Below are 22420 nucleotides of genomic sequence, written 5' to 3' on the forward strand. Positions count from 1 at the left end.
GGGACGGATCAGGCCTCTGGCCAGAATCAGCCGTCGATCTTCAACGCAAAAGGCGTGCCTTCGAAGGCCTCGGCGCCGCGCCCGATCGCCTGGATCGCACCGGTCATGCGGCCGTTGCGATTGAGCAGCGCGTCGGCGACCGCGATCAGCCGCGGGTTGGGTGTGGCCGTCGGCGACAGTGCACGCAGCGTCTCAGCCAACTCGACCTCGCAGCGCTGCGGCGCCAGTGCCGCCGCGATGATGTAGGCCGAGGCCGTCGACCGGCTGATACCGGCATAGCAATGCACGACCAGCGGCCTTGCGCGATCCCATCGGCGCGCGAAATCGAGCAGGTTGCGAACATGCGCCTCGCTCGGCATGGTCATGCCCTCCTGCGCCGCCGCGATATCGTGCATGACCAGATGCAGATGGTTTTCCCGGGCGATCGAGGCCGGCCGCGTCACCTCGGTGCCGGCAGCCAGCAGCGAAAGCAACCGCTCGGCCCCGGTCTTCGCGACGGTTTCCTCGACTTTTGAAAGCGAACAGACATGGATCATTGCTGGACCTCGCTGGTGTTATCGTGGCGCTGTTGCGCCCAGGCGGCAAGAGCCGATTCGAGCCGCTGCCATTCCTCGCCCTCGCCCGGCAGCCCGGCGCGCAGCACCTCCGGCCGGCCGGAAAAATGCCGAAGCAGGATGCCGCGCTCGCCAAGCACCGAAAACAAACCGGCGGCGTCGCTCAGCCTGACATAGCGGAACAGCGTGGTGCCGCCGGCGACCGGGATACCGAAGCGGCCGAACAGCGTATCGAGCCGTGCTGCATCCCTGGCCAGACGGTCCCGCATCTCGGCCTGCCAGCCGCTGTCGGCAAGCGCGCGGATGCCATATTCGAGCGCCGGACCGGCAACCGCCCACGGCCCGAACTGCGCCTCCAGCCGTTCGACCGTCAGCGCGTCGGCCAGCGCAAAGCCGAGCCGCAGGCCGGCAAGGCCAAAAAACTTGCCGAAGGAGCGCAGCACGACGATGCCGCCTTGCTCGACATCGCCGGCCAAGCTCTCGCCAAGTGGTCCGACATCCATGAACGCCTCGTCGACGACCAGCAGCCCGCCTCTGGCGCGCAAACTTTCGGCAAGCGCAAGCAGATTCTTGCGTTCGACGATTCGACCGTCCGGATTGTTGGGGTTGACGACGATGGCAAGATCGGCTCCTGCCAGGGCCTCGAAATCGTCGATCTCCGTCACCGCATGGCCGGCGATTGCCGCTGCCCGCTGATGCTCGGCATAGGTCGGCCCGAGCACCAGCGCCTTGCCGGGGCTGACCAGCGAAGCGATGCGCGGCAACAGGATCTGCGTGCCCGGCGCTGCCACCACATTGGCCGCCGATGGTGCGCCATAGGCGCTCGCTGCGACATCGGCCAGATCACGGACCCGCGCAGCTTCCGGCAATCTCGACAGGGCGGTGGCGGGCAGCTCGAAAAACGGATAGGAGTGCGGATTGATACCGGTCGAGAGGTCGACGAAGGGCTGCGGCGCATGCGGAAAAAGCGCCCTCGCCCGGCCAAGGCTTCCGCCGTGATCCACCACTGCCGCCGCTCCATCAAGAGACTTCATGTCGATCCTGATCGCTTTCCTGTCACTGCTTGTTGAATTCGCTGTCGGCTATCCCAGCTGGCTGCTTGGCGCCATCGGCCATCCCGTCACCTGGTTCGGCAGGCTGATATCCTTTCTCGACCGCAGGCTCAACCGCGATACTGATTCCGACGCCCTGCGTCGCCGGCGCGGTGTTCATGCGCTGCTGATCATCGTGCTGGTGCCGGCCACCATCGCTTTCGCGGTGGAAACCATGCTTGCGGGCATTCCAGCCGGATTGATCCTCACCGCGCTCCTGGCGACATCGCTGCTGTCGCAGAAGAGCCTGGCCGAGCATGTCGAGGCGGTGGCCGACGGACTCGACAATGGCGGACTCGACATCGGTCGTGTTGCCGTCTCGCAGATCGTCGGCCGCGATCCGGAAAAGCTCGACAGAGCCGGTGTCTGCCGCGCGGCGATCGAAAGCCTGGCCGAGAATTTTTCCGACGGCGTCGTCGCGCCGGTCTTCTGGATCGGCATCGGCGGGCTGGCCGGCGGCGTCGCCTACAAGGCCGCCAATACCGCCGATTCGATGATCGGCCACCGCACGCCGCGCCACGAGGCCTTCGGCAGGGCGGCGGCGCGCTTCGACGATCTGATCAACCTGCCGGCGTCGCGGCTGACCGCGCTGCTCATCGTGTTGGCCGCCTTCCTCGTCAAAGACGCCGATGCCGGCAACGCCTGGCGCACCGTGCGGCGCGACGCGAAAAAGCACCGCTCGCCCAATGCCGGCTGGCCTGAAGCAGCGATGGCCGGCGCGCTCGGCCTGGCGCTGGCCGGGCCGCGCTCCTACAACGGCGTCATGGTCGACGACGCGTTCATGGGCGAAGGCGGCCGCCGCGATGTCGAGAGCGTGGACATAAGACGAGCGCTAAGACTCTATCGGGTTGCCGACTTTCTGCTGATGGGACTGTTCGGCTTGCTGTCGGTGATCGTCATCGTTGCGTGACTGCGGCCTCCCCTTCTCCCCTTGTGGGAGAAGGTGGCCGCGAAGCGGCCGGATGAGGGGTGTTCCAGCTTGGTACCGACGGCGCTCCGTCCAGCACCCCTCAACCGTCTTGGCGCTACGCGCCAATCCACCTCTCCCACAAGGGGAGAAGGGAGAAGAGGCGAACGAAACCTCAAAACTCTATGCCTTGCTGCGCCTTCACGCCGGCGGAAAAGTGATGCTTGGTGACGCCCATCTCGGTGACCAGATCGGCCGCATCGACCAGCGCCGGCTTGGCGTTGCGGCCGGTGACGACAATATGCAGGTTTTCGCGGCGGCCCTTCAGCGCCGCCACCACCGTGTCGAGATCGAGATAGTCGTAGCGCAGCGCGATGTTCAACTCGTCGAGTACCAGCAGGCTGATCGATGGATCGGCCATCAGCTCGAGCACCTTGGCCCAGGCAGCCTCGGCGGCGGCGATGTCGCGCTTCAGATCCTGCGTTTCCCAGGTAAACCCCTCGCCCATCGTGTGCCAGACGACCCGGTCGCCGAAAGCGGCAAAGGCGTCCTTCTCGCCAGTATGCCATTTGCCCTTGATGAACTGGACGACGCCGACGCGCCTGCCGTAGCCGAGCATCCTCAGCGCCAGCCCGAAGGCGGAAGTGGTCTTGCCCTTGCCGGGCCCGGTGTTGACGATCAGCAGTCCCTTCTCGACCGTCTTGGCCGCGACCTCGGCATCCTGCACCGCCTTGCGCTTGGCCATCTTGGCGCGGTGGCGTTGCTCGTCCCTGTCGTCGATAGCGGTCATATCATTTCACCTTGAGCGGCAGCCCCGCCACCATCAGCAGCACCGTGCCGGCGACGGCGGCGACCTGCTGGTTGAGCCGGCCGGCGGCATCGCGAAACCGGCGGGCAAGCGCATTGTCGGGCACGATGCCTTGCCCGACCTCGTTGGAAACCACGAACCACGGCCCGCGCGGCCGCGACAGCACATCCGCCAGCCCTCGGCATTCGGCCTCAAGGTCGCGTTCGGCCAGCATGTGGTTGGACAGCCACAGCGTCAGGCAGTCGATCAGGACTGGCCGGCCGTCAGGCAGCGCCTCGATCGCGCCGACGAGATCGAGCGGCGCGTCGATGGTCGTCCAGCCCTCGCCGCGCCGTGCCCGGTGCAGCGCGATGCGTTCGCGCATCTCGTCGTCATATGCTTGCGCCGTGGCGATATAGGCCCACGGCGCCGGACAGTCCGTCACCAGGCTTTCGGCATGCGCGCTCTTGCCCGAGCGTGCACCGCCGACGACCAGGGTCAGCTTGCTGCCTGGAGCAGCGCGATCAGGCAAGGCTGTCGCGCAGGCTGGTTGCGGTGCCGGTCAAGCGGCCGCGCAACAAGCCGACGACGGCGCCGAGCACCAGCCAGAACACCAGATTGGTCAGCGTCACCGCCACCACGAACTGGTGGTGCAGGCCTTCCGGGATCGGCGATTCGAAACTGTCGGGCTGCGGCGCGCCGACAATATGCGGCGCGACGATCAACGCCACGGCAATCACCGCCAGCGGCAGCGATTTGCGAAAGGCGAGCAGCCCGAGACCGGCAGCCGTCGCCACCACGGTCGCCGTCCACCAGATCTGGCGCTGGGCGAGATCGGCCGCCGGCATCGCTGGCAGTTCGGGCGGCAGGCCAAGGTTCGGGGCCAGCGTGAACACGGCAAAGCCGGCAACGCCCCAGAACAGGCCCAGTCGCCAATTGCCGATGCCGCCGGCGAATTCCGAAGCGGCGACCAGGATCAGCGCAAAGCCGATGCCGGTGACGACGTTGGCAACGACGTTGAAGGCGAAGCGCTCGAAGCCATCGGCCGGCGCCCAGCCTTCCTCTTCCGCGATGACAGCTTCAGCCGGCACGACGCTGCTCATGGCATTGCTGCCTGCTGCGGCCGGCGACAAACCATGGTCATGCGTGTGACCACCGCCGGCCTGTTCGTAGACTTCCGCCTTGAGGATGAGTGGCACCGTGGCGTAGGCCTGCATGCAGGCGAGAACGACGCCGGCCACTAGCCCTGCGATCGCCGCGATGAACACGACGTTGCGAAACAGTGTCATGGTGTCAGCCCCTCGTCAGTGGCAGGGAAAGCCCATCGAATGGCGATAGTCGTGGGCGGCATTGTGGACCGCATCGATATGCGAGAAGCCGACAAAACCCATGACGAAAACGCCGAGAAATGCAGCAAGCGCCAACTGCACGAAGCGCGACTGCGAGGAGACGGAAGCGCCGAGCGAGACGGAAGCGGTATTCATGTCTTGTCCTTTCGCCCTCCACCCGAGGGCATAGAAGTCAGTTCTCCTGTCGCCGGCAGGTCTCCTGGCTCGCGGATCAGCGCCCTTCCCCACCTTCCCGAAGAAGCTCTTCCCGAAGAAAATCTTCAGTGGCATATGGAGAGGACTACCGCACACAGTTGCGGGGGCAGCCACGGCATCGGGCGAATTTTGCCCCTACCGCATTCCCTCTTGGTTCCAAAACGGAACCGACGACGGGTGCGACTATAGGCAGAATCGCCGCGCCCGGCAAACCAAATTCCGCCAGCTAGCAGCGCGAATGCGCCGTCAAGGTAATCGTTTCTCGTGGGCTCTTCCTTCTCCCCTTGTGGGAGAAGGTGGCCTCGCGAAGCGAGGTCGGATGAGGGGTGTTCCAGCTTGGCAAAAGCCGCGCTCCGTCCAACACCCCTCTTCCGTCTTGGCGCTGCTCGCCAATCCACAAGGGGAGAAGGAAGAAGGGCGGCGCCTTGTCTTCTTTTGTCCGGGGCAACCATGATAGTCGTCTTGCAGCACTGAATCAGATTGCGAGACCATGACCATTCCTACGCCGGCCGTTCAGGACCGATCCAGGCGCATCATCGCTATCGACGTCGCCCGCGGCATCGCTTTGCTTGCCATGGCGAGCTACCATTTCACCTGGGATCTCGAATTCTTCGGCTACACCGATCCCGGCCTGACTGCCTTTGGCTGGTGGAAATTCTACGCGCGCTGCATCGCTTCGACCTTCCTGTTCCTGGTCGGCGTCAGCCTGTTCCTTGCCCATGGCAAGCAAATCCGCTGGAACGGCTTCTGGAAACGCTTCGCCATGGTCGGCGGGGCGGCGCTCGGCATATCGGCCGCCACCAGGCTTGCCACACCCGACAGTTTCATCTTCTTCGGCATCCTGCACGAGATCGCGCTCGCCAGCCTGCTCGGCCTGGCGTTTCTGCGGCTGCCGGCGCTGCTGACGCTGGTTGTCGCTGCTTTCGTCATCACCGCGCCGCTCTACCTCAGGTCCGAGATCTTCGATCATCCGGCCCTGTGGTGGGTCGGCCTGTCGGCAACCAACCCGCGCTCCAACGATTATGTCCCGCTGTTTCCATGGTTCGGCGCTGTGCTTGCCGGCATCGCAGCGGCAAAGCTTGCCTTCGCCTCCGGCATGCTGACGCGGCTGGCGGGCCTGACGCCCGGCCGCTGGACTAATCCGCTGGTCTTTATCGGCCGGCACAGCCTCGCCTTCTATCTGATCCACCAGCCGGTGCTGATCGGCTCGGTCTGGCTGATTTCGCAAGTCATGCCGGCAGCGGTCGAAACCAGGCAGGTCACCTTCCTGAAAGAGTGCCAGGCATCGTGCGAGCAATCGCGCGACACGGAGTTCTGCAGCAGCTATTGTGTCTGCATGCTCGATACGCTCGAGGGCGAGGCCACGCTTGATCGGCTCTACCGCAACGACCAGGCTGCGGAATGGAAGGCGCATCTCGACGAGCTCGCCGGCGCCTGCACTGCCAAGGCCGACGGCACTTTGATGGAGGGAGGAGCACAATGACCGACCATCAGCAGAAACCGGGCCAACAGAAACCGGGACAGCAAAAACCGGGGTTTATACCGTGGCCGCCGCTGATCTATGTCGCGGCCATCGCCGTCAGCATCGCGCTTGGCTTGCTTTATCCGCTGCCATGGATCGGCGGCCTTTTGGGCGACATCCTGTTCGCGGCCGGCTGGGTGGCATTGTTCGGCGTCGTCGCACTCTGGTTCACGGCGATCCGCATCATGATCCGGGCAAAGACGACGCTCCACCCGAACGCCGTGCCGGACCATCTGGTTACATCGGGCCCCTTCGCCGTCAGCCGCAATCCGATCTATCTGGCCAACACGCTGCTGATGATCGGCGTCGCCCTTATCTCGGGGAACGTATGGTTCCTACCGCTGGCGATCATCGCCGCCTATGCAACGCAGAAAATGGCGATCGAGGGCGAGGAAAAAGTTCTGGCAACGAAATTCGGCAAGAAATACCGGGATTACGCGAAAATTGTGCGGCGCTGGATTTGAGGCAGCGCCGAAGCTGCCAATCTCCCCCCTTGTGGGGGAGATGTCCGGCAGGACAGAGGGGGGCGCTGTCCCTCCAGCGTCTAAGTTCAGGTGTTGACGCCAAGCTCCACCAGCCGCTCGACGCAGGACTCCTCGGCCTGGTCGAGCTCGGCCAGGGTCTCTTCGAGGTCGCGGCGCTTCTGCCGCAGATCCTCGCGCTTTTCCTCGATGCGCTTGATCATCAGGTTGAGCTGACCGACCTCGCCGGGCGGCTCCTTGTACATCTGGATGATTTCGCGGATCTCGTTGATCGAAAAGCCGAGCCTCTTGCCGCGCATGATCTGGCGGATGAGATGCCGGTCCGACGGGCGAAACAGCCGCGTGCGGCCGCGCCGCACCGGCTGCACCAGCCCCTCGTCCTCGTAGAAGCGCAGCGTCCGCGTCGAAACGTCGAATTCGCGGGTCAGTTCGGTTATCGAATAATATTCCCGCATCATCACTCCAAATGCCCGGCCGTGCTGCGAGTTCCAACCATGCGGCCTCGCTATCCGCACGCGTGTCAGAATCGGCCAAAGGCTGTTCCAAAATCTCGCATGGCATTTACGTAAAAGTCAATTGAGCGGGCGTCGCTCACACGCCGAACCACCATGTGGCGAGGCCGAGAAAGGCAAAGAAGCCGACGACGTCGGTGACCGTCGTGACGAAAACCGCCGAAGCCACGGCCGGGTCGATCTTGAACCGGTCGAGCAGCAGCGGGATCAGGATGCCGGCAAGTGCGGCCACGAACATGTTGATGATCATCGCCGCGGCGATGATGCCGCCCAGATTGGGATCGCGGAACCAGGCGGCCGCGACGATGCCGATCAGGATGGCGAAGATGATGCCGTTGATGAAGCCCACCCCCATCTCGCGGCGGATGATGCGGCCGGCATTGTAGATGTCGAGGTCCCTCGTCGCCAGCGCCCGCACCGTGACCGTCATGGTCTGCGAGCCGGCATTGCCGCCCATGCCGGCGACGATCGGCATCAGCACGGCCAGTGCCACGATGTGCTCGATCGTGCGGTCGAACAAGCCGATCACCGAGGCCGCCAGGAACGCCGTCAAAAGGTTGACGAGCAGCCACGGAACGCGCGAGCGCGAGGTCGAAAGGATGCTGTCCGACAATTCTTCGTCGCCGACACCGCCCATGCGCAGCAGATCCTCCTCGGCTTCCTGCTGGATGACGTCGACCACGTCGTCGATGGTCAGCACGCCGACCAGCCGCTCGTTCTCGTCGACGACGGCAGCGGAGAGAAGGTCGTATTGTTCGAACTCGCGTGCCGCCTCTTCCTGGTCCATGGTCGCCGGAATGGCGTGCCTGGTCTCATGCATGACCTCTTCGACCTTGATCGAGCGCTTGGTGCGCAGGATCTGGTCGAGGTCGATGGCGCCGAGCAGCTTGAAGCTCGGATCAATGACGAAAATCTGGCTGAAGCGGTCGGGAAGGTTGTTGTCCTCGCGCATGTAGTCGATGGTCTGGCCGATCGTCCAGAATGGCGGCACCGCGACGAACTCGGTCTGCATGCGGCGGCCGGCGGTCTCTTCGGGATAGTCGAGCGAGCGGCGCAGCCTGATCCGCTCGGTGAACGGCAGTTGCGACAGGATCTCGTCCTGGTCTTCCTTTTCGAGATCCTCGAGAATGTAGACCGCGTCGTCGGAATCGAGGTCCTGCACACCCTGGGCAATCTGTGCGTTGGGCAGGCTGTCGACGATGTCGCGGCGGATCGCCTCGTCGACCTCGGTCAGCGCGGAAAAATCGAAGTCGGCGCCCAACAATTCGACCAGCGCGCGGCGCTGTTCGGGATGGAGCGCCTCGATCAGGTCGCCGAGTTCCGATTGGTGCAGGTCGTCGACCTCACGCTTCAGCGTCAGCGTGTCGCGATCGGCGATCGCGGCGCCGATCTGGGCAAGGAACGACGACAGAATGGCGCCGTCCTCGCCATAGATGTCGGCGCTGTCCTCAGCAGTCCTGGCGCCGGTCGTCTGTTCGTCCTGGCCTTCCACCGGCGCCTCCCGCCATCAGAATTCCGGAAAAGCTGCGTGTTAGGTCTAGCGCATGACCATGGAAATCGGAATCGATTTCCAGAAAGGATCATGAGCAGCGTCAAATTGCTACAGCGTCTGTCAGATTTCGAAGTCGATGTCAGCGGGCAGTCATCGACCAATAGCCAATGTCTTGTCCGGCTCCCATAATCGTCGCCCCGAGGTTCTCCGATATATTCCCCTATCGGCGTCTCTGGGGGCCACCATTGCGGGCGGAGTCAATATTCTCACCGACGTGCCACCAGCCTGGCGGCCGCCCGGCGCTTTCGACATTTGCGGATGGCGGCTGGAAACCTTATATAATCGAACTTGTGCATGCTGCGGCGTGCGCAGATCAATCGTAGAGAAGGATACAGATGCCGGACTCGGATGCGGCGATACCTCGAATTGCTCTCATTTCAACCCACGGCTACGTAGCAGCCAACCCGCCACTGGGCGCGGCCGATACCGGCGGACAGGTGGTCTATGTCCTGGAACTTGCCAAAAAGCTGGCCCAGTTGGGTTATGCCGTCGATATCTGGACGCGACGATTTGAAGACCAGCCTCCTGTCGATGAAGTGGCCGACGGGGTTCGCGTCCTGCGTGTCGCCTGTGGCGGACCCGATTTTATTCCGAAGGAATATCTCCACCGCCACCTTCTCGAGTGGTGTGAAAACGCGCTGCGCCTGATTCGCCGGGAAAATCTCTCCTACGACTTCATCAACAGTCACTACTGGGATGCGGGCGTGGCGGGGCAGCGGCTGTCCGAAGCGCTCAATATCCCGCACATCCATACGCCGCATTCGCTTGGCATATGGAAGCAGCGCCAGATGAAGACCGACTACCCTGACAAGGCCGATACGTTCGAGGCCGAGTTCAATTTCAGCGAGCGCATAAAGCACGAGACGATCATCTATCGAAGCTGCGCCATGGTGATCGCAACAACGCCGCCGCAGGTCGACATGCTGGTCGAGGACTACAGCCTCGAGCGCGACCGCGTGCACATGATCCCGCCCGGTTACGACGACAACCGGTTCTTCCCCGTCAGCGAGGCGTCTCGTCGGTTGATCCGCCATCGGCTCGGCTTCGAAGGGCGAACGGTCCTGGCGCTCGGCCGGCTCGCCACCAACAAGGGCTACGACCTGCTGATCGATGCGTTTTCCGTGGTGGCGCCGCGTGTGCCGGATGCGGTCCTGAGGCTCGCTGTCGGCGGCGAGAACATGGACGAGCAGGAACAGAAGATCCTCAACCAGCTCAAGCAACAGGTCGAACAGCTAGGCTTGCAGGATCGTGTCGTCTTCTCCGGCTATGTTGCCGACGAGGACCTGGCCGACACCTATCGGGCGGCGGACATGTTCGTCCTGTCGAGCCGATACGAGCCGTTCGGCATGACCGCGATCGAGGCAATGGCTTGCGGAACGCCGACCGTGGTTACGATCCATGGCGGCCTCTATCGCGGGATCAGCTATGGCCGGCATGCGCTTTTTGGCGATCCGTTCGACAAGGAAGATCTCGGCATCACCATCGTCAAGCCGATGAAGCACCAGCGCCTCTACGGCCGTCTGGGCCGCATGGGCGCGCACAAGGCGCGCAGCCTGTTCACCTGGACAGGCATCGCGCAGCAGCTGGTCAGCCTTGTCGAAGGACGTCCGGTGCTGAAGGCGGTCGACGACCATGATTGGGACGAGCCGTGGAACGACGGCGATTGAAACCGATCGCGCTTTTGTCGAGTGATCTCGACGGGACCCTGGCTGGCGATGCGCCGGCGACGTCACGCTTTCGGTTGAAATGGGAGGCGCTCGATCCCGAGCACCGGCCGGTTCTCGTCTACAACAGCGGTCGCCTGGCCGACGATATCTTGAACTTCGTCGACGAAGTAGCCCTGCCGGCGCCGGACTATGTGATCGGCGGTGTCGGCACGATGCTCGCCGGTCCGCGGCACACCTCGCGCCCCGCACACTTTACTGATTTGGGGCATTTTACCCAAAGATTTTCGGAAGGCTGGTCGCTTGAAAAGATCGATGCGGTGCTCGGGTCGCTCAAAGACACCGTCCGCCAACCCGACGGCTATCAGCACGCCTTCAAATCGAGCTGGTACCTGCTCGACGCAAGTCCGGAAGCCCTTGCCAGCATCGAGCGTGCTTTGGCCGAGGCCGGCCTGTCGGTGACGATGGTTTATTCGAGCGGACGCGATCTCGACATCCTGCCGCGCTCAGCAGACAAGGGCCAGGCGCTGGCCTGGCTCTGCAATGAGCTCGGCATCGGCCTCGATGAGGTGGTCGTCGCCGGCGATACCAACAACGACCGCAGCATGTTCGAGCTGCCCGGTGCGCGCGGGATTGTCGTTGCCAATGCCCTTCCCGAACTGCTTGACATGGCGCGGGCCAACCCGCTGATCTACAGCGCCAAGGGACAGTTCGCCCTTGGCGTCGTCGAAGGCCTCGTTCATTGGTCGGTGTTTGCGGACGCCCGATCCTGAGCTGGAAATATTCTCGTTGTCACGGTTTGAGGGCCCACACCGTCGCGTGTAGAATGGCGCCAGTTTCGGCGATGAGACGTGCCGATTGCACCGGCTCAAACCCGCTGATCCGTTTCGTGCCGGCCCAACGACCGCGATCCGCAAAAACCTCGATCGATCCGTAGTCGAGGAATATCCGCAGCCGTTTTGGACGGGCTCCCTTGGCAATATAGTGAGGGGATGCCGCTGCGTCGTCTCCATGAAGAATGGCAAGTCCCTCGTCGTCGACGACAACCTCGAGCCGGACGGTTGGATGTTGCAGCTTCAAGTGGAAATGGGCACCCGGGTTTTCCAGCTCGAAAAGGATTTCGACGGCGCCGTTGATAAAGCTTACCTGCTCTCCGGCTGCGAGGCGTGTCCGGTCCAGAATATGGCTCCGCAGGCTCTCGGCAGCGCCGATGGGCGGGGTGTGCAACTCGCCTGCAGACAGATGGATATTACGAGGCAATGTCATGGCTGTGGGAAAATCGATCGCCGGTCCGGTGTCGGCCCAGTTGGCAAGCCAGCCTATGCCAACAATGGCATCGCCGTCGGCGAAGGCCTGGAAGGCGTAATTATCCGTCCCGAAGTCCAGTTCCTGTTCGAATTCCTTGGCAAAGGTCCGACCATCGAACCAGCCGACAATGGCCATTGTCAGGTTCTTGCGCCGGGTCGACTGGTCTTCACTGTTCATCAGCCCGAGAATCAGGACCCAGCGCGTCGCTGGGTCGGTCGCAGGCCCGTCGAGCGGCAGCAGACAGGGACATTCGATCGCCGTCGTCCGATAGTGTTTCTCGACCAGAAGCTTGCCGACATACGTCCATCCGGTGGCGGCCGTATGGTCACGGGTTTCGTAGAGCAGGACAACGCCGCCTTCATCGCTCTGGCTGCCCAGCAGCATTTTCCAAAGGCCATCCGGTCCCCTGAAGACGTATGGGTCACGAAAATCCGCTGTCAGTCCCTGGTCAAGCGGACGGTATGGCAGGATGACGTGCGCATCTCCCGCCATGATGAGGTCGCTGGAAGTGGCCGTGAGTTGGATCTGCTGTTCCGGGATACGGTCCTGTACCTGCTCGGTGAAAAAGACGCGAATGCCCGGGCCATCGGCAAGCGGGATGGCCGAGCCGGAATAGGCGCCGCCCCGTTTGTCGGGCCTGGCGGTGAGATCTTCCGATGGAAACAGGAAGATGGGCATGTGGCGCCAACGCAAATAATCCGAAGAGACGGCGTGCCCCCAATGCATCGTGTTCCAGCGAAGCCCATGCGAATAATGCTGATAGAACAGATGTGGGCGGCCTCCAAACCGGCCAAATCCGTTCGGATCGTTCATCCAGCCGAACGGCGGACGAAAATGATAGCTGTCGGGGATGTTCGGCGGGGCATTTCCCGGATTGGTGTGGAGAACCGTGATGCCTGTCTCCAGCACGTCGGCCAATGCGAACCAGTAGGCAACCGAAACCGAGGTCTGATCCGCATCGTAATCCAGTTCGACACTGCCGCCGCCGAAGACGTGAAAAATTCTGAATTCATGCTCTTCGGCGTTCGCGACGCTCACCTCGCCGAACTTGCCGCGAACGTTGGAAAACGACAGCGAGCCTGGAACGTCCGGCCTGGTCGCCTTGAGCCAGATATGGAAGGTGGCGTTGACCGGCAGATCGGCATGCAGGCTTCGAATGGTGTTCCCGGCCGCAATCCTTACCTGGCTGTCACTCATAAATAGGCTCCGTTGCGTGCGGCTTTCCCAGGCAAAACCGGATGCTCGACCTGGAATGCATTGCAGAAGGTTAAGGCTGGATTTTGACTTTGGCAAAGCCATTCCCCAGGATCGACAGTCCTTGAGGTCAATCGCCGCACGGATCGCCGCCTGCAATTGCTGATCTCGCGGCGGAAGAAGGTTGACGGCTCGCAGAGCACGATTGCATTGTCCGACGGCGCAACACCTTCTCTTTTCCGCGGGTTTCGACCCGCGGCGCAATCCCGTGCAGCCATTGTCCAGATCGGCCAACCAGTTGTCCGCATACGATGGAACGACGAACGGGACCCCGCCCGTCCGGACCGACTGCCGGGTTGGATCGGGCCGTCGGTCCTGCGCTATGATTGAAAGCTGGATTTAGGAGGAGCTCATGGCCATCGGCGCTGACACCAAAGGCGTCTACACCATTGCCCCGACGCCGTTCGAGGCGGATGGCAAGATCGACTGGGAATCGCTTGATTCGATGGTCGATTTCTACGAGCGCTGCGGCGTCGATGGGATGACAATCCTCGGCATCATGGGTGAGGCCCCGAAGCTCGACGCCGGCGAATCGATCGAGATCGTCAAACGTGTCGTGGCGCGCACTAGGCTGCCGGTCATCGTCGGCGTCTCCGCCCCTGGCTTCGCCGCCATGCGCAGCCTTGCGCGCGCCGCGATGGAGGTTGGCGCTCAGGGCGTGATGATCGCGCCGCCGCCGGCGCTGCGCACCGACGACCAGATCGTCACCTATTTCCGCAACGCATCCGAAGCGGTCGGCGAAGATGTTCCTTTCGTCCTGCAGGATTATCCGCTGACCCTCTCGGTCGTCATGACGCCGGCCGTCATCCGCCGCATCGTCACCGACAACCCGGCCTGCTTCATGCTCAAGCACGAGGACTGGCCGGGCCTGGAGAAGATCAGCGCGCTGCGCGGTTTCCAGAAGGACGGCTCGCTGCGGCCGCTGTCCATCCTCACCGGTAATGGCGGCCTCTTTCTCGATTTCGAGATGGAGCGCGGTGCCGACGGCGCGATGACCGGCTATGCCTTCCCCGACATGCTGGTCGACATGGTGAAACTGTCCGCCGCCGGCGAGCGCGACAAGGCGCACGATCTTTTCGACGCCCACCTGCCCTATCTGCGCTATGAGCAGCAACCCGGCGTGGGACTTGCGGTACGCAAATATGTGATGATGAAGCGCGGCGCCATCGCGTCGGACGCCCAGCGCAAGCCGGGCAGTGCATTGTCGGCGGCGGCCAGACAAGAGGTCGACTATTTGCTCATGCGGCTGGAAAGTCGCGTCCGCAAACAAGCCTTGAGATAATGCACTAGCGGGCTATTTTGCCGCGCAATCACATCAATATACAGCCGCTTGCGGGGAAAGCGCATTTTTCGCCGAGCATTCCCACGTGTCCGTTTCGCGGCACGGTTCGGTCTTTGAAGCAGCTGGCATATGATGGCGGGTCAAACCACGCGGTCAGGGCGCGGCATTCCGCATCCAAACAGCAACGGGTTCGCGCAGTGTTCAGTTTGCACAAACAGTCTTGGAAGGACTGCAGGGAAACAAAAAACGCACAATAAAAATAACAGCTTATTGGATAAAGCTGGTGCGGTCGAGAAGACTCGAACTTCCACGGGTTGCCCCACAGCGACCTCAACGCTGCGCGTCTACCAATTCCGCCACGACCGCACGTGGTAGGAGCCGGAACGAACCGGCTCGCGGCGTGTAGCAAATCGTTTCCAGCGAAACAAGGGCGCGTCGCGCAATAATTGCCCGGGCTTCGGCATAACCCTCCAAAGAGCTGAAACGCGCTCGCAACTGGACGTTTCAGCCGATTGCCGCCATATGTGAGGCGACACGAGACACACCATGACAGAACGCAGCCAGATCGCCACGTCGTTCCTGCCCCTGCCCGGTTCGGCGCCGGTCGAATGGCGGATCGAACCCGGCCTCACCGCCTATCCGGATGCGCTCGCCGTGATGGAGGCGCGTGCCGAAGCGATCAGAAGCGGCGGCGCCGGCGAGATGGTCTGGCTGGTAGAGCATCCGCCACTCTACACCGCCGGCACCAGCGCCCGCATCGAGGACCTGATCGAGCCCGACCGTTTCCCGATGTTCGCAGCTGGGCGCGGCGGCGAATACACCTATCATGGGCCGGGCCAGCGGGTCGCTTATGTGATGCTCGACCTGAAGCGGCGGCGCGAGGATGTCCGCGCCTTCGTCGCGGCACTTGAACAATGGATCATCGGCACGCTCGCCGCCTTCAACGTGCGCGGCGAACGGCGCGAGAACCGTGTCGGCGTCTGGGTGGTCCGGCCGGATCGCCCCGCCCGGCCCGACGGATCGCTCGCCGAGGACAAGATCGCCGCCATCGGCATCAGGCTGAGGCGCTGGGTGAGCTTTCACGGTATCGCCATCAATGTCGAGCCGGATCTCGCCCACTTCAGCGGCATAGTGCCGTGCGGCGTGCAGGACCACGGTGTCACCAGCCTCGTCGATCTCGGCCTTCCCATAACGATGGCCGATCTCGACCTCGCGCTGAAATCCGCCTTCGAGGATGTCTTCGGACCCACCGCAGCTCTGCTTGTCGAAACGGCCCGCAAGGCCGGCTGACAAGGCGGCGCTGAACCGCAGAGCTCCGACGCAGCCCCTCACCCGTGAAGAACGGGCGCGCTGCCTCACATCGCTCCGATCCAGATCGCCATGGAAATGAGAAACGTGCTCATGCACACCAGTGACACGACATCCTGAACAAGACCGGTCATAACGCTCTCCTGTTTTCAGTATGTTCGCATTTTGTTCTGATTTTGTTCGAATGTCAACGGCCTCAGTCAGAGCGTGTCGCGAAATTCGGGCGCTCAGTTCGGCACGGTTAAGGAAAGGTTGAGATCGGATTTCACTGTTTCCGCGCTGGCTGCGCGTGGGGAGATGCAGCCAGACAGCACACCTAGAGCGGAACGACCTTGCCGTCGGCTAGCGTGACGCGACGGTCCATGCGCGAGGCAAGCTCGTGATTGTGGGTGGCGATCAGCGCCGCCAGGCCCGACTGCCGGACCAGCGCCGCCAGTGCCTCGAAGACATAGGAGGCAGTGACCGGGTCGAGGTTGCCGGTCGGCTCGTCGGCCAGCAGCACCAGCGGCGCATTGGCGACGGCGCGCGCGATGGCGACGCGCTGCTGCTCGCCGCCGGACAGTTCCGACGGCCGGTGCTGCGCGCGTTTGCCGATCTGCATGTAGTCGAGCAGTTGCGCCGACCGCTCGGCAGCCTCCTTGCGCGTCAGCCCTTTTATCAGTTGCGGCATCATGATGTTTTCCAGCGCCGTGAACTCGGGCAGCAGGTGATGGAACTGGTAGACGAAGCCGACATCGTTGCGGCGGATGGCCGTGCGCTCGTCGTCGGAAAGCCGCCCGCAGGCGCGGCCGGCCAGAATGACATCACCGGCGTCCGGCCGCTCCAGCAGTCCGGCGGTATGCAACAGCGTCGATTTGCCGGTGCCCGAAGGCGCCACCAGCGCCACGATCTCACCGCGCTTCAGCGAAAAATCGGCGCCGTTGAGGATGGTCAGCTTGCGCGGCCCCTGGACATAATGCCGCTCGACGCTCTTCAGCTCGATAATGGCCTCGGCCATCATTCGTACCTCAGCGCTTCGACCGGATCGAGCCTGGCCGCGCGCCATGCCGGAAACAGCGTCGCCAGGAACGACAGCACCAGCGCCATCAGCACCACCGAGATCGTCTCGCTGGCGTCCATGCGGGCAGGCAACTGGCTCAGGAAGTAGAGCTCGGGATTGAACAGCCTTTCGCCGGCCAGCCAGGAGAAGAACTGGCGAATGCGCTCGACGTTCAGGCAGATAACGACGCCGAGCAGGACGCCGGCGAGGGTGCCCACCACGCCGATCGCCGCCCCCGTCATCAGGAAGATGCGCAGGATCGCGCCGCGCGTGGCGCCCATGGTGCGCAGGATGGCGATATCGTGGCCCTTGTCCTTGACCAGCATGATCAGCCCCGAAATGATGTTGAGCGCCGCAACCAGCACGATCAGCGTCAGGATCATGAACATGACGTTGCGCTCCACTTGCAGCGCATCGAAGAATGTCCGGTTTCGTTCTCGCCAGTCGACCATGGTTATCGGCCGCTGCGATGCCTCCTCGACCTTCGGCTTCAGCGCGTCGACATTGTCGGGATTGTCGACATAGATCTCGATCGCCTGGGCCCGGCCATCCATGTTGAAATAGAGCTGCGCTTCCGAAAACGGCATGTAGACGATGGAGCTGTCATATTCCGACATGCCGACCTCGAAGATCGCCGTGATCAGGTAACCCTTCATGCGCGGTGTCGTGCCGAGCGGCGTGACATCGCCGTCGGGGGCGATCAGCGTGATGGTGTCGCCGAGCACAAGACCGAGATTGTCGGCCATGCGGCTGCCGATGGCGACGCCCTCGCCTGTGTCGAAGCCGGCGATCGAGCCCTGCTTGATATTGTTGGCGACGATTGAAATCTTGCCCAGGTCCTCGCCGCGTATGCCGCGCACCAGCGCCCCCGACCCGCCGCCGACATTGCCTTGCGCCAGCACCTGGCCGTCGATCAGCGGAATGGCGTATTGGACGCCGGGCACGCCGTTGATGCGGCCGGCGATCTGCGCATAGTCCTCCAGCGGCATGTCGAGCGGCTGCACGATCAGATGGCCGTTGACGCCGAGGATGCGCGTCAGAAGCTCGGCGCGAAAGCCGTTCATGACAGCCATCACGACGATCAGCGTGGCGACGCCCAGCATGATGCCGAGGAACGAGATCGAGGCAATGACGGAGATCACCGTCTCCTTGCGGCGCGAGCGCAGATAGCGCCACGCGACCATGCGTTCAAACACGGAAAAAGGTCCGGCGGCCATGGGTTTAGCTGCTGCCGCTCCACTCATCCGGCAAAACCGAAGCGTTTCTTCACGTCTTCGATCGGCAGCGTCTCACGCTCGCCGTTCCTGCGGTTCTTGATCTCGACCTCGCCGGCGGCCACGCCGCGCGGCCCGACGATCACCTGCCACGGCAGCCCGATCAGGTCGGCTGTGGCGAACTTGCCGCCCGGCCGCTGATCGGTGTCGTCGTAGAGCACGTCCTTGCCGACGGCGACAAACGCTGCATAGAGTTCATCGCAGATGCGGTCGCAGTCGGCGTCGCCGGCTTTCATATTGATCAGGCCGATGTCGAAAGGCGCCACCGCCTCCGGCCAGATGATGCCGTTGTCGTCGTGGCTGGCCTCGATGATCGCCGCGACCAGCCGCGTCGGGCCGATGCCGTAGGAACCTCCCGAAGCAAAATGATCCTTGCCGTCGGGCCCGGTCACCTTGGCGCCCATCGGCTTCGAATATTTGTCGCCGAAATGGAAGATGTGGCCGACCTCGATGCCGCGCGCCGAGACCCGGTCGCTTGTCGCGACCTTCTCCCACGCCGCCTCGTCGTGCATCTCGTCGGTCGCCGCATAGGGCGTCGTCCATTTCTTGACGATGTCGCCGATCTCGGCATCGTTGGAGAAGTCCGTGTCCGCCCCCGGCACGTCAAGCGCGAGATAGTCGCGATGGCAATAGACCTGGCTCTCGCCGGTGTCGGCCAGGATGATGAATTCGTGGCTGAGGTCGCCGCCGATAGGCCCGGTGTCGGCACGCATCGGGATTGCCTGCAGCCCCATGCGCGTGAACGTCCTGAGATAGGACACGAACATCCTGTTATAGGCCGCCCTGGCGCTTTCGAAGTCGAGATCGAAGGAATAGGCGTCCTTCATCAGGAACTCTCTGCTGCGCATGACGCCGAAGCGCGGCCGCACCTCGTCGCGGAACTTCCACTGGATGTGATAGAGATTGAGCGGCAGATCCTTGTAGGACTTCACATAGGCGCGGAAAATCTCGGTGACCACCTCCTCGTTGGTCGGCCCATAGAGCATGTCCCGATCCTGCCGGTCCTTGATGCGCAGCATCTCCTTGCCATAGTCGTCATAGCGACCGCTTTCGCGCCACAGCTCGGCCGACTGGATGGTCGGCATCAGGATCTCGAGCGCGCCGGCCCGGTCCTGCTCCTCGCGAACGATCCGGCAGACCTTGTCCAGCACCCTCTTGCCGAGCGGCAGCCAGGAAAAACTGCCTTGCCCCTGCTGGCGGATCATGCCGGCGCGCAGCATCAGCCGGTGCGAGACGATTTCGGCCTCGCGCGGATTTTCTTTAAGGATAGGCAGGAAATAGCGCGACAAACGCATGGACCGGTCCGTGAGAGAGAGGATTGCCGCACCGGAATCGGCGCAGCGCAGGCTTGCTTGCCCCGGCTTCATAGCCATTTCATGACGGAATGGAAACCCGCCCCCCAAGCCAACTGGCAGCCAACTGGGCGGCCGATGGGGCGTCGCAAAGGCGCCGCAGTGCCGCGTTCGCCTTGCTGGTCGTTTCGCAAGCAACGCCTGCCATACTATTGTGCAGTGCAGCACGAGATTGCTTATTTCCGGGCAAAATTCTGCGTGACATTTTCACCCGGCTTGGTCTAATGTGCGCCGATAAACGAGAGGGCGGAAAGAAATCTGCTCTCCTACGCGGTCAAAGTCTTGGGAGGATGCGATCTAGGCGCGGTTACTCGCTGCCGCCGGATACCGGAAACAGATCGGACGCGTTTAAATTGCAAGGCCTCGTGCCTTGCATTTTTTTTGTGCAATCATTTGGTTAGCACGACAAATTGCTAAACCACTTTACCTGGTCCCCAGCACAGCCGGTTCGGAACCTGCATCGGCTTCCAGCCCGGATTGGTGCTCGCATGCAAGATGTGGCCAGCCGTACCCGGCGGTCTAGTTTTCGGGACTCCGGCTGAAATCCGGCACGATGTGCGGGATGTCGTCGATGCCGAGGCCGAGCCCCCGCGTCATGCCATAAAAGACGCCAAGCAGAACCAGCGTGACGATCGTCGTCCGCAGCACCGCGCGCAGCATATGCGGTCCGCGCGGCGCGCTGGATACCGTGCCCAGCGTCACGTCCTCATCCTCGTCCTGCGTCCTCAGGCTGAACGGCAGGATGGCGAACAGCACCACCCACCATGTGATGAAGAACAGGGCGAGAAATGAAACCCAGCTCATGCTTGCTCCAGTTCGACCAGCGTGCCAAAGAAATCCTTGGGATGCAGGAAAAGCACCGGCTTGCCGTGCGCGCCGGTCTTCGGGTTGCCGTCGCCCAGGACGCGGGCGCCGCTGGCGATGAGGTGATCACGCGCGGCAAGAATGTCGTCGACCTCATAGCACAGATGATGCATGCCGCCCGAGGGGTTCTTCTCGAGGAATGCCGCGATCGGCGAACCCTCACCAAGCGGCTCCAGCAATTCGATCTTGGTATTGCCGACATCGACGAACACCACCGTCACGCCATGCTCCGGCAGCGCCTGCGGCGCCGTCACCCGAGCGCCGAGCGTGTCGCGATAAGCCGCTGTCGCCGCAGCCAGATCCGGCACGGCAAGCGCGACATGGTTCAGGCGTCCAAGCATTGGTTTTCCTCAGGGCAGTAAGGCAATAGGGCAGTATGGGAGTAGGGAAAAACGACTTTCTCCCCCTACTGCCGTACTGCCCTACTCCCCTATTCCCTTACCTTGTGACGAACACCGTCACCAGCGGCTTCTTGCCCCAAGCTTCATTGGCGGCGCCACGGACGGCGCGGCGCACTGCCTCCTGCACGAGGTCGAGATCTCTTCGGCGCTGACGGGGGATGGAGTCCACGGCGCCGATTGCCGCATCGATCATCAGGTCCTCCAGGCTCTCGCCGCGGCCATCGGCCTCGGCGACGCCGATGGCGACCAGATCGGGATCGCCGGCGAGCTCATATTTGTCGTCGAGCACGACATTGACCGCGACATGGCCGGCGAAAGACAGCTTGCGCCGGTCGCGAATGCCCATCGCCTGGTCGGTGCCGATCAGCCTGCCGTCCTTGTAGATGCGGCCGAACGGCACCTGGTCGATGATCGCCGCCGCACCGGGATAGAGCCGCAGCATGTCGCCGTTGCGCACCTGCGCCACCTGGCCGATGCCGGACACCGACATCAGCGATCCCTGCGCCACCAGATGCGCCGCCTCGCCATGCACGGGAACGCCGATCTGCGGCCGCACCCATTCATACATCTTGCGCAGCTCGCTGCGGCGCGGGTGGCCCGAGACATGCACCAGCGCATCGCCGTCCTCGATGATCTTGATGCCGAGATCGATCAGACGGTTCTTGATCTCAAGGATACCCTTCTCGTTGCCGGGAATGGTACGCGAGGAAAACACCACCGTATCGCCTGCCGTCAGCGACACCGATTTCATCTCCTCGCGCGACAGTTTCGCCAGCGCCGCAAGCGGCTCGCCCTGGCTGCCGGTGCAGATGATGACGAGGTTTTCGCGCGGGATGAAGCCAAAGTCCTCCTCGGCGATGAATTCGGGCAGCCCATCCATGTAGCCGAGTTCGCCGGCAACATCGATGACCCGCTTCAGCGAGCGGCCGAGCACCAGGCACTGCCGGCCGGCATCGCGTGCCGCCTTGGCAATGGAGACGATGCGTCCGACATTGGAGGAAAAGGTGGTGACCGCAACGCGGCCCTTGGCGCTCTGGATGACGCCCTTGAGGCCCTCGCCAACCGCGACTTCCGACGGCGATACCCCTTCCCGCAGCGCATTGGTGGAATCGCAGATCAACGCCAGCACGCCGTTGTCGCCATAGGCGCGGAAGCGGGCCTCGTCGGTCATCGGCCCGATCGTCGGCGCCGGATCGATCTTCCAGTCGCCGGTGTGGATGACGGTGCCGGCCGGCGAGGTGATCGCCAGCGACATCGGTTCGGGAATCGAATGCGCAACCGGGATGGCCTCGATCTCGAACGGGCCGACGCTGAACTTTTCACCGGCGCGGTAGATCGTCACCGGGATCTTTGGTGCGCCCTGCTCGCCCTGCCGCTTGGCTTCCAGCAATCCAGCGCCGAACGGCGTCATCCAGACCGGCGCCTTGAGCTTCGGCCATGTGTCGAGCAGCGCGCCGTAGTGGTCCTCATGCGCGTGCGTGATGACGATGCCACGCAGATTGGCGACGTTCTCCTCGATGAAGCGCGTGTCGGGCAGCACCAGGTCGACGCCAGGCAGGCTGGCATCGGGAAAGGTCACGCCGACATCGACGACGATCCATTCGCGCGCATTGGCCGGCCCGTAGCCATAGAGGGCGAAGTTCATGCCGATCTCGCCGACGCCGCCAAGCGGCACGAAGACGAGTTCGGCGTTTTCCGCTGTCGCCATGATCATTCCTTTCCT

At 63.0% G+C, this 22420-nt stretch carries 22 protein-coding genes, 1 tRNA gene and 1 riboswitch; of the genes, 7 read left to right on the forward strand and 16 right to left on the reverse strand.

Features of this window, described 5'->3' with window-relative positions; all coding sequences use genetic code 11:
• Positions 1 to 26: 26 nt before the first annotated feature.
• A complete protein-coding gene (locus tag AC0L17_RS11680; RefSeq protein ID WP_473515934.1) occupies positions 27 to 536 on the reverse strand; it encodes a tyrosine phosphatase family protein in 510 nt (169 codons plus the stop codon).
• Positions 533 to 1588 carry a threonine-phosphate decarboxylase CobD gene (gene cobD, locus AC0L17_RS11685; RefSeq protein WP_473515935.1) on the reverse strand — a complete coding sequence of 352 codons (1056 nt, stop codon included), beginning with the start codon at positions 1586 to 1588 and terminating at the stop codon, positions 533 to 535. Before cobD ends, AC0L17_RS11680 begins: the two co-directional genes overlap by 4 nt.
• On the opposite strand from cobD, the gene cbiB reads away from it, so the two are divergent.
• On the forward strand, positions 1587 to 2555 hold the full coding sequence (gene cbiB / locus AC0L17_RS11690; RefSeq protein ID WP_473515936.1) for an adenosylcobinamide-phosphate synthase CbiB: 969 nt from the start codon (positions 1587 to 1589) through the stop codon (positions 2553 to 2555). The genes cobD and cbiB overlap by 2 nt on opposite strands.
• A gap of 172 nt (positions 2556 to 2727) precedes the next feature.
• On the opposite strand, the gene cobO is transcribed toward cbiB, so the two are convergent.
• The 4 genes from cobO to AC0L17_RS11710 are packed head-to-tail and all read right to left on the reverse strand — an operon-like array spanning position 2728 to position 4823.
• Positions 2728 to 3342 (reverse strand): cob(I)yrinic acid a,c-diamide adenosyltransferase, encoded by a 615-nt coding sequence (gene cobO, locus AC0L17_RS11695; protein ID WP_473515937.1) that lies wholly within the window; start codon positions 3340 to 3342, stop codon positions 2728 to 2730.
• 1 nt (position 3343) lies between these two features.
• Positions 3344 to 3841 (reverse strand): bifunctional adenosylcobinamide kinase/adenosylcobinamide-phosphate guanylyltransferase, encoded by a 498-nt coding sequence (gene cobU / locus AC0L17_RS11700; RefSeq protein ID WP_473515976.1) that lies wholly within the window; start codon positions 3839 to 3841, stop codon positions 3344 to 3346.
• 22 nt (positions 3842 to 3863) lie between these two features.
• Positions 3864 to 4628: a CbtA family protein gene (locus AC0L17_RS11705; protein WP_473515938.1), complete on the reverse strand. Its 765-nt coding sequence runs from the start codon at positions 4626 to 4628 to the stop codon at positions 3864 to 3866.
• A gap of 15 nt (positions 4629 to 4643) precedes the next feature.
• The gene (locus AC0L17_RS11710; protein WP_023798882.1) at positions 4644 to 4823 is read right to left on the reverse strand and encodes a CbtB domain-containing protein; all 180 of its coding nucleotides are present in this window, start codon (positions 4821 to 4823) and stop codon (positions 4644 to 4646) included.
• Between the two features lie 37 nt (positions 4824 to 4860).
• Positions 4861 to 5070: riboswitch (cobalamin riboswitch) on the reverse strand.
• 303 nt (positions 5071 to 5373) lie between these two features.
• Between AC0L17_RS11710 and AC0L17_RS11715 the strand changes: the two genes are divergently transcribed.
• Positions 5374 to 6366, forward strand: coding sequence for a heparan-alpha-glucosaminide N-acetyltransferase (locus AC0L17_RS11715; protein ID WP_473515939.1), 993 nt, complete (start codon positions 5374 to 5376; stop codon positions 6364 to 6366).
• Positions 6363 to 6869, forward strand: a complete 507-nt coding sequence (locus tag AC0L17_RS11720; RefSeq protein ID WP_473515940.1) for a methyltransferase family protein — start codon at positions 6363 to 6365, stop codon at positions 6867 to 6869. Before AC0L17_RS11715 ends, AC0L17_RS11720 begins: the two co-directional genes overlap by 4 nt.
• 86 nt (positions 6870 to 6955) lie before the next feature.
• Here AC0L17_RS11720 and AC0L17_RS11725 read toward each other — a convergent pair whose 3' ends face one another.
• Together AC0L17_RS11725 and mgtE are read right to left on the reverse strand one after the other, a co-directional pair.
• Positions 6956 to 7342 (reverse strand): MerR family transcriptional regulator, encoded by a 387-nt coding sequence (locus AC0L17_RS11725; protein WP_023685221.1) that lies wholly within the window; start codon positions 7340 to 7342, stop codon positions 6956 to 6958.
• 136 nt (positions 7343 to 7478) lie between these two features.
• Entirely contained in the window at positions 7479 to 8891 is a 1413-nt protein-coding gene (mgtE, locus tag AC0L17_RS11730; protein WP_023798879.1) for a magnesium transporter, read from the reverse strand.
• A 395-nt stretch (positions 8892 to 9286) separates the two neighbouring features.
• Here mgtE and AC0L17_RS11735 point away from each other — a divergent pair, with 395 nt between their 5' ends.
• Positions 9287 to 10618: a glycosyltransferase family 4 protein gene (locus tag AC0L17_RS11735; protein ID WP_236377083.1), complete on the forward strand. Its 1332-nt coding sequence runs from the start codon at positions 9287 to 9289 to the stop codon at positions 10616 to 10618.
• The gene (locus AC0L17_RS11740; RefSeq protein ID WP_473515941.1) at positions 10615 to 11388 is read left to right on the forward strand and encodes an HAD-IIB family hydrolase; all 774 of its coding nucleotides are present in this window, start codon (positions 10615 to 10617) and stop codon (positions 11386 to 11388) included. The genes AC0L17_RS11735 and AC0L17_RS11740 overlap by 4 nt, the downstream gene beginning before the upstream one ends.
• Before the next feature lie 19 nt (positions 11389 to 11407).
• Here the strand turns inward: AC0L17_RS11740 and AC0L17_RS11745 are convergent, their stop codons facing one another.
• A complete protein-coding gene (locus tag AC0L17_RS11745; RefSeq protein ID WP_473515977.1) occupies positions 11408 to 13120 on the reverse strand; it encodes a GH32 C-terminal domain-containing protein in 1713 nt (570 codons plus the stop codon).
• A gap of 409 nt (positions 13121 to 13529) precedes the next feature.
• Between AC0L17_RS11745 and AC0L17_RS11750 the strand changes: the two genes are divergently transcribed.
• Entirely contained in the window at positions 13530 to 14459 is a 930-nt protein-coding gene (locus tag AC0L17_RS11750) for a dihydrodipicolinate synthase family protein (RefSeq protein WP_473515942.1), read from the forward strand.
• A gap of 281 nt (positions 14460 to 14740) precedes the next feature.
• Here the strand turns inward: AC0L17_RS11750 and AC0L17_RS11755 are convergent.
• Positions 14741 to 14825: transfer RNA gene (locus AC0L17_RS11755), tRNA-Leu, on the reverse strand.
• A 180-nt stretch (positions 14826 to 15005) separates the two neighbouring features.
• Between AC0L17_RS11755 and lipB the strand changes: the two genes are divergently transcribed.
• A complete protein-coding gene (gene lipB / locus AC0L17_RS11760) occupies positions 15006 to 15749 on the forward strand; it encodes a lipoyl(octanoyl) transferase LipB (protein WP_473515943.1) in 744 nt (247 codons plus the stop codon).
• A 334-nt stretch (positions 15750 to 16083) separates the two neighbouring features.
• On the opposite strand, the gene AC0L17_RS11765 is transcribed toward lipB, so the two are convergent.
• From AC0L17_RS11765 to AC0L17_RS11790, 6 genes are all read right to left on the reverse strand, one after another.
• Complete coding sequence (locus AC0L17_RS11765; protein WP_206072800.1) at positions 16084 to 16767, reverse strand: ABC transporter ATP-binding protein; 684 nt, start codon at positions 16765 to 16767, stop codon at positions 16084 to 16086.
• Entirely contained in the window at positions 16764 to 18050 is a 1287-nt protein-coding gene (locus AC0L17_RS11770; RefSeq protein WP_473515944.1) for a lipoprotein-releasing ABC transporter permease subunit, read from the reverse strand. Before AC0L17_RS11770 ends, AC0L17_RS11765 begins: the two co-directional genes overlap by 4 nt.
• Positions 18047 to 19375, reverse strand: coding sequence for a proline--tRNA ligase (gene proS / locus AC0L17_RS11775; RefSeq protein WP_128173880.1), 1329 nt, complete (start codon positions 19373 to 19375; stop codon positions 18047 to 18049). Before proS ends, AC0L17_RS11770 begins: the two co-directional genes overlap by 4 nt.
• Before the next feature lie 576 nt (positions 19376 to 19951).
• A complete protein-coding gene (locus AC0L17_RS11780; RefSeq protein ID WP_287252421.1) occupies positions 19952 to 20236 on the reverse strand; it encodes a DUF1467 family protein in 285 nt (94 codons plus the stop codon).
• Complete coding sequence (gene mce, locus AC0L17_RS11785) at positions 20233 to 20637, reverse strand: methylmalonyl-CoA epimerase (protein WP_077383436.1); 405 nt, start codon at positions 20635 to 20637, stop codon at positions 20233 to 20235. Before mce ends, AC0L17_RS11780 begins: the two co-directional genes overlap by 4 nt.
• Positions 20638 to 20734: 97 nt before the next feature.
• The gene (locus AC0L17_RS11790; RefSeq protein WP_473515945.1) at positions 20735 to 22405 is read right to left on the reverse strand and encodes a ribonuclease J; all 1671 of its coding nucleotides are present in this window, start codon (positions 22403 to 22405) and stop codon (positions 20735 to 20737) included.
• Positions 22406 to 22420: the final 15 nt, after the last annotated feature.

Source organism: Mesorhizobium sp. WSM4829 (genome assembly GCF_055811475.1).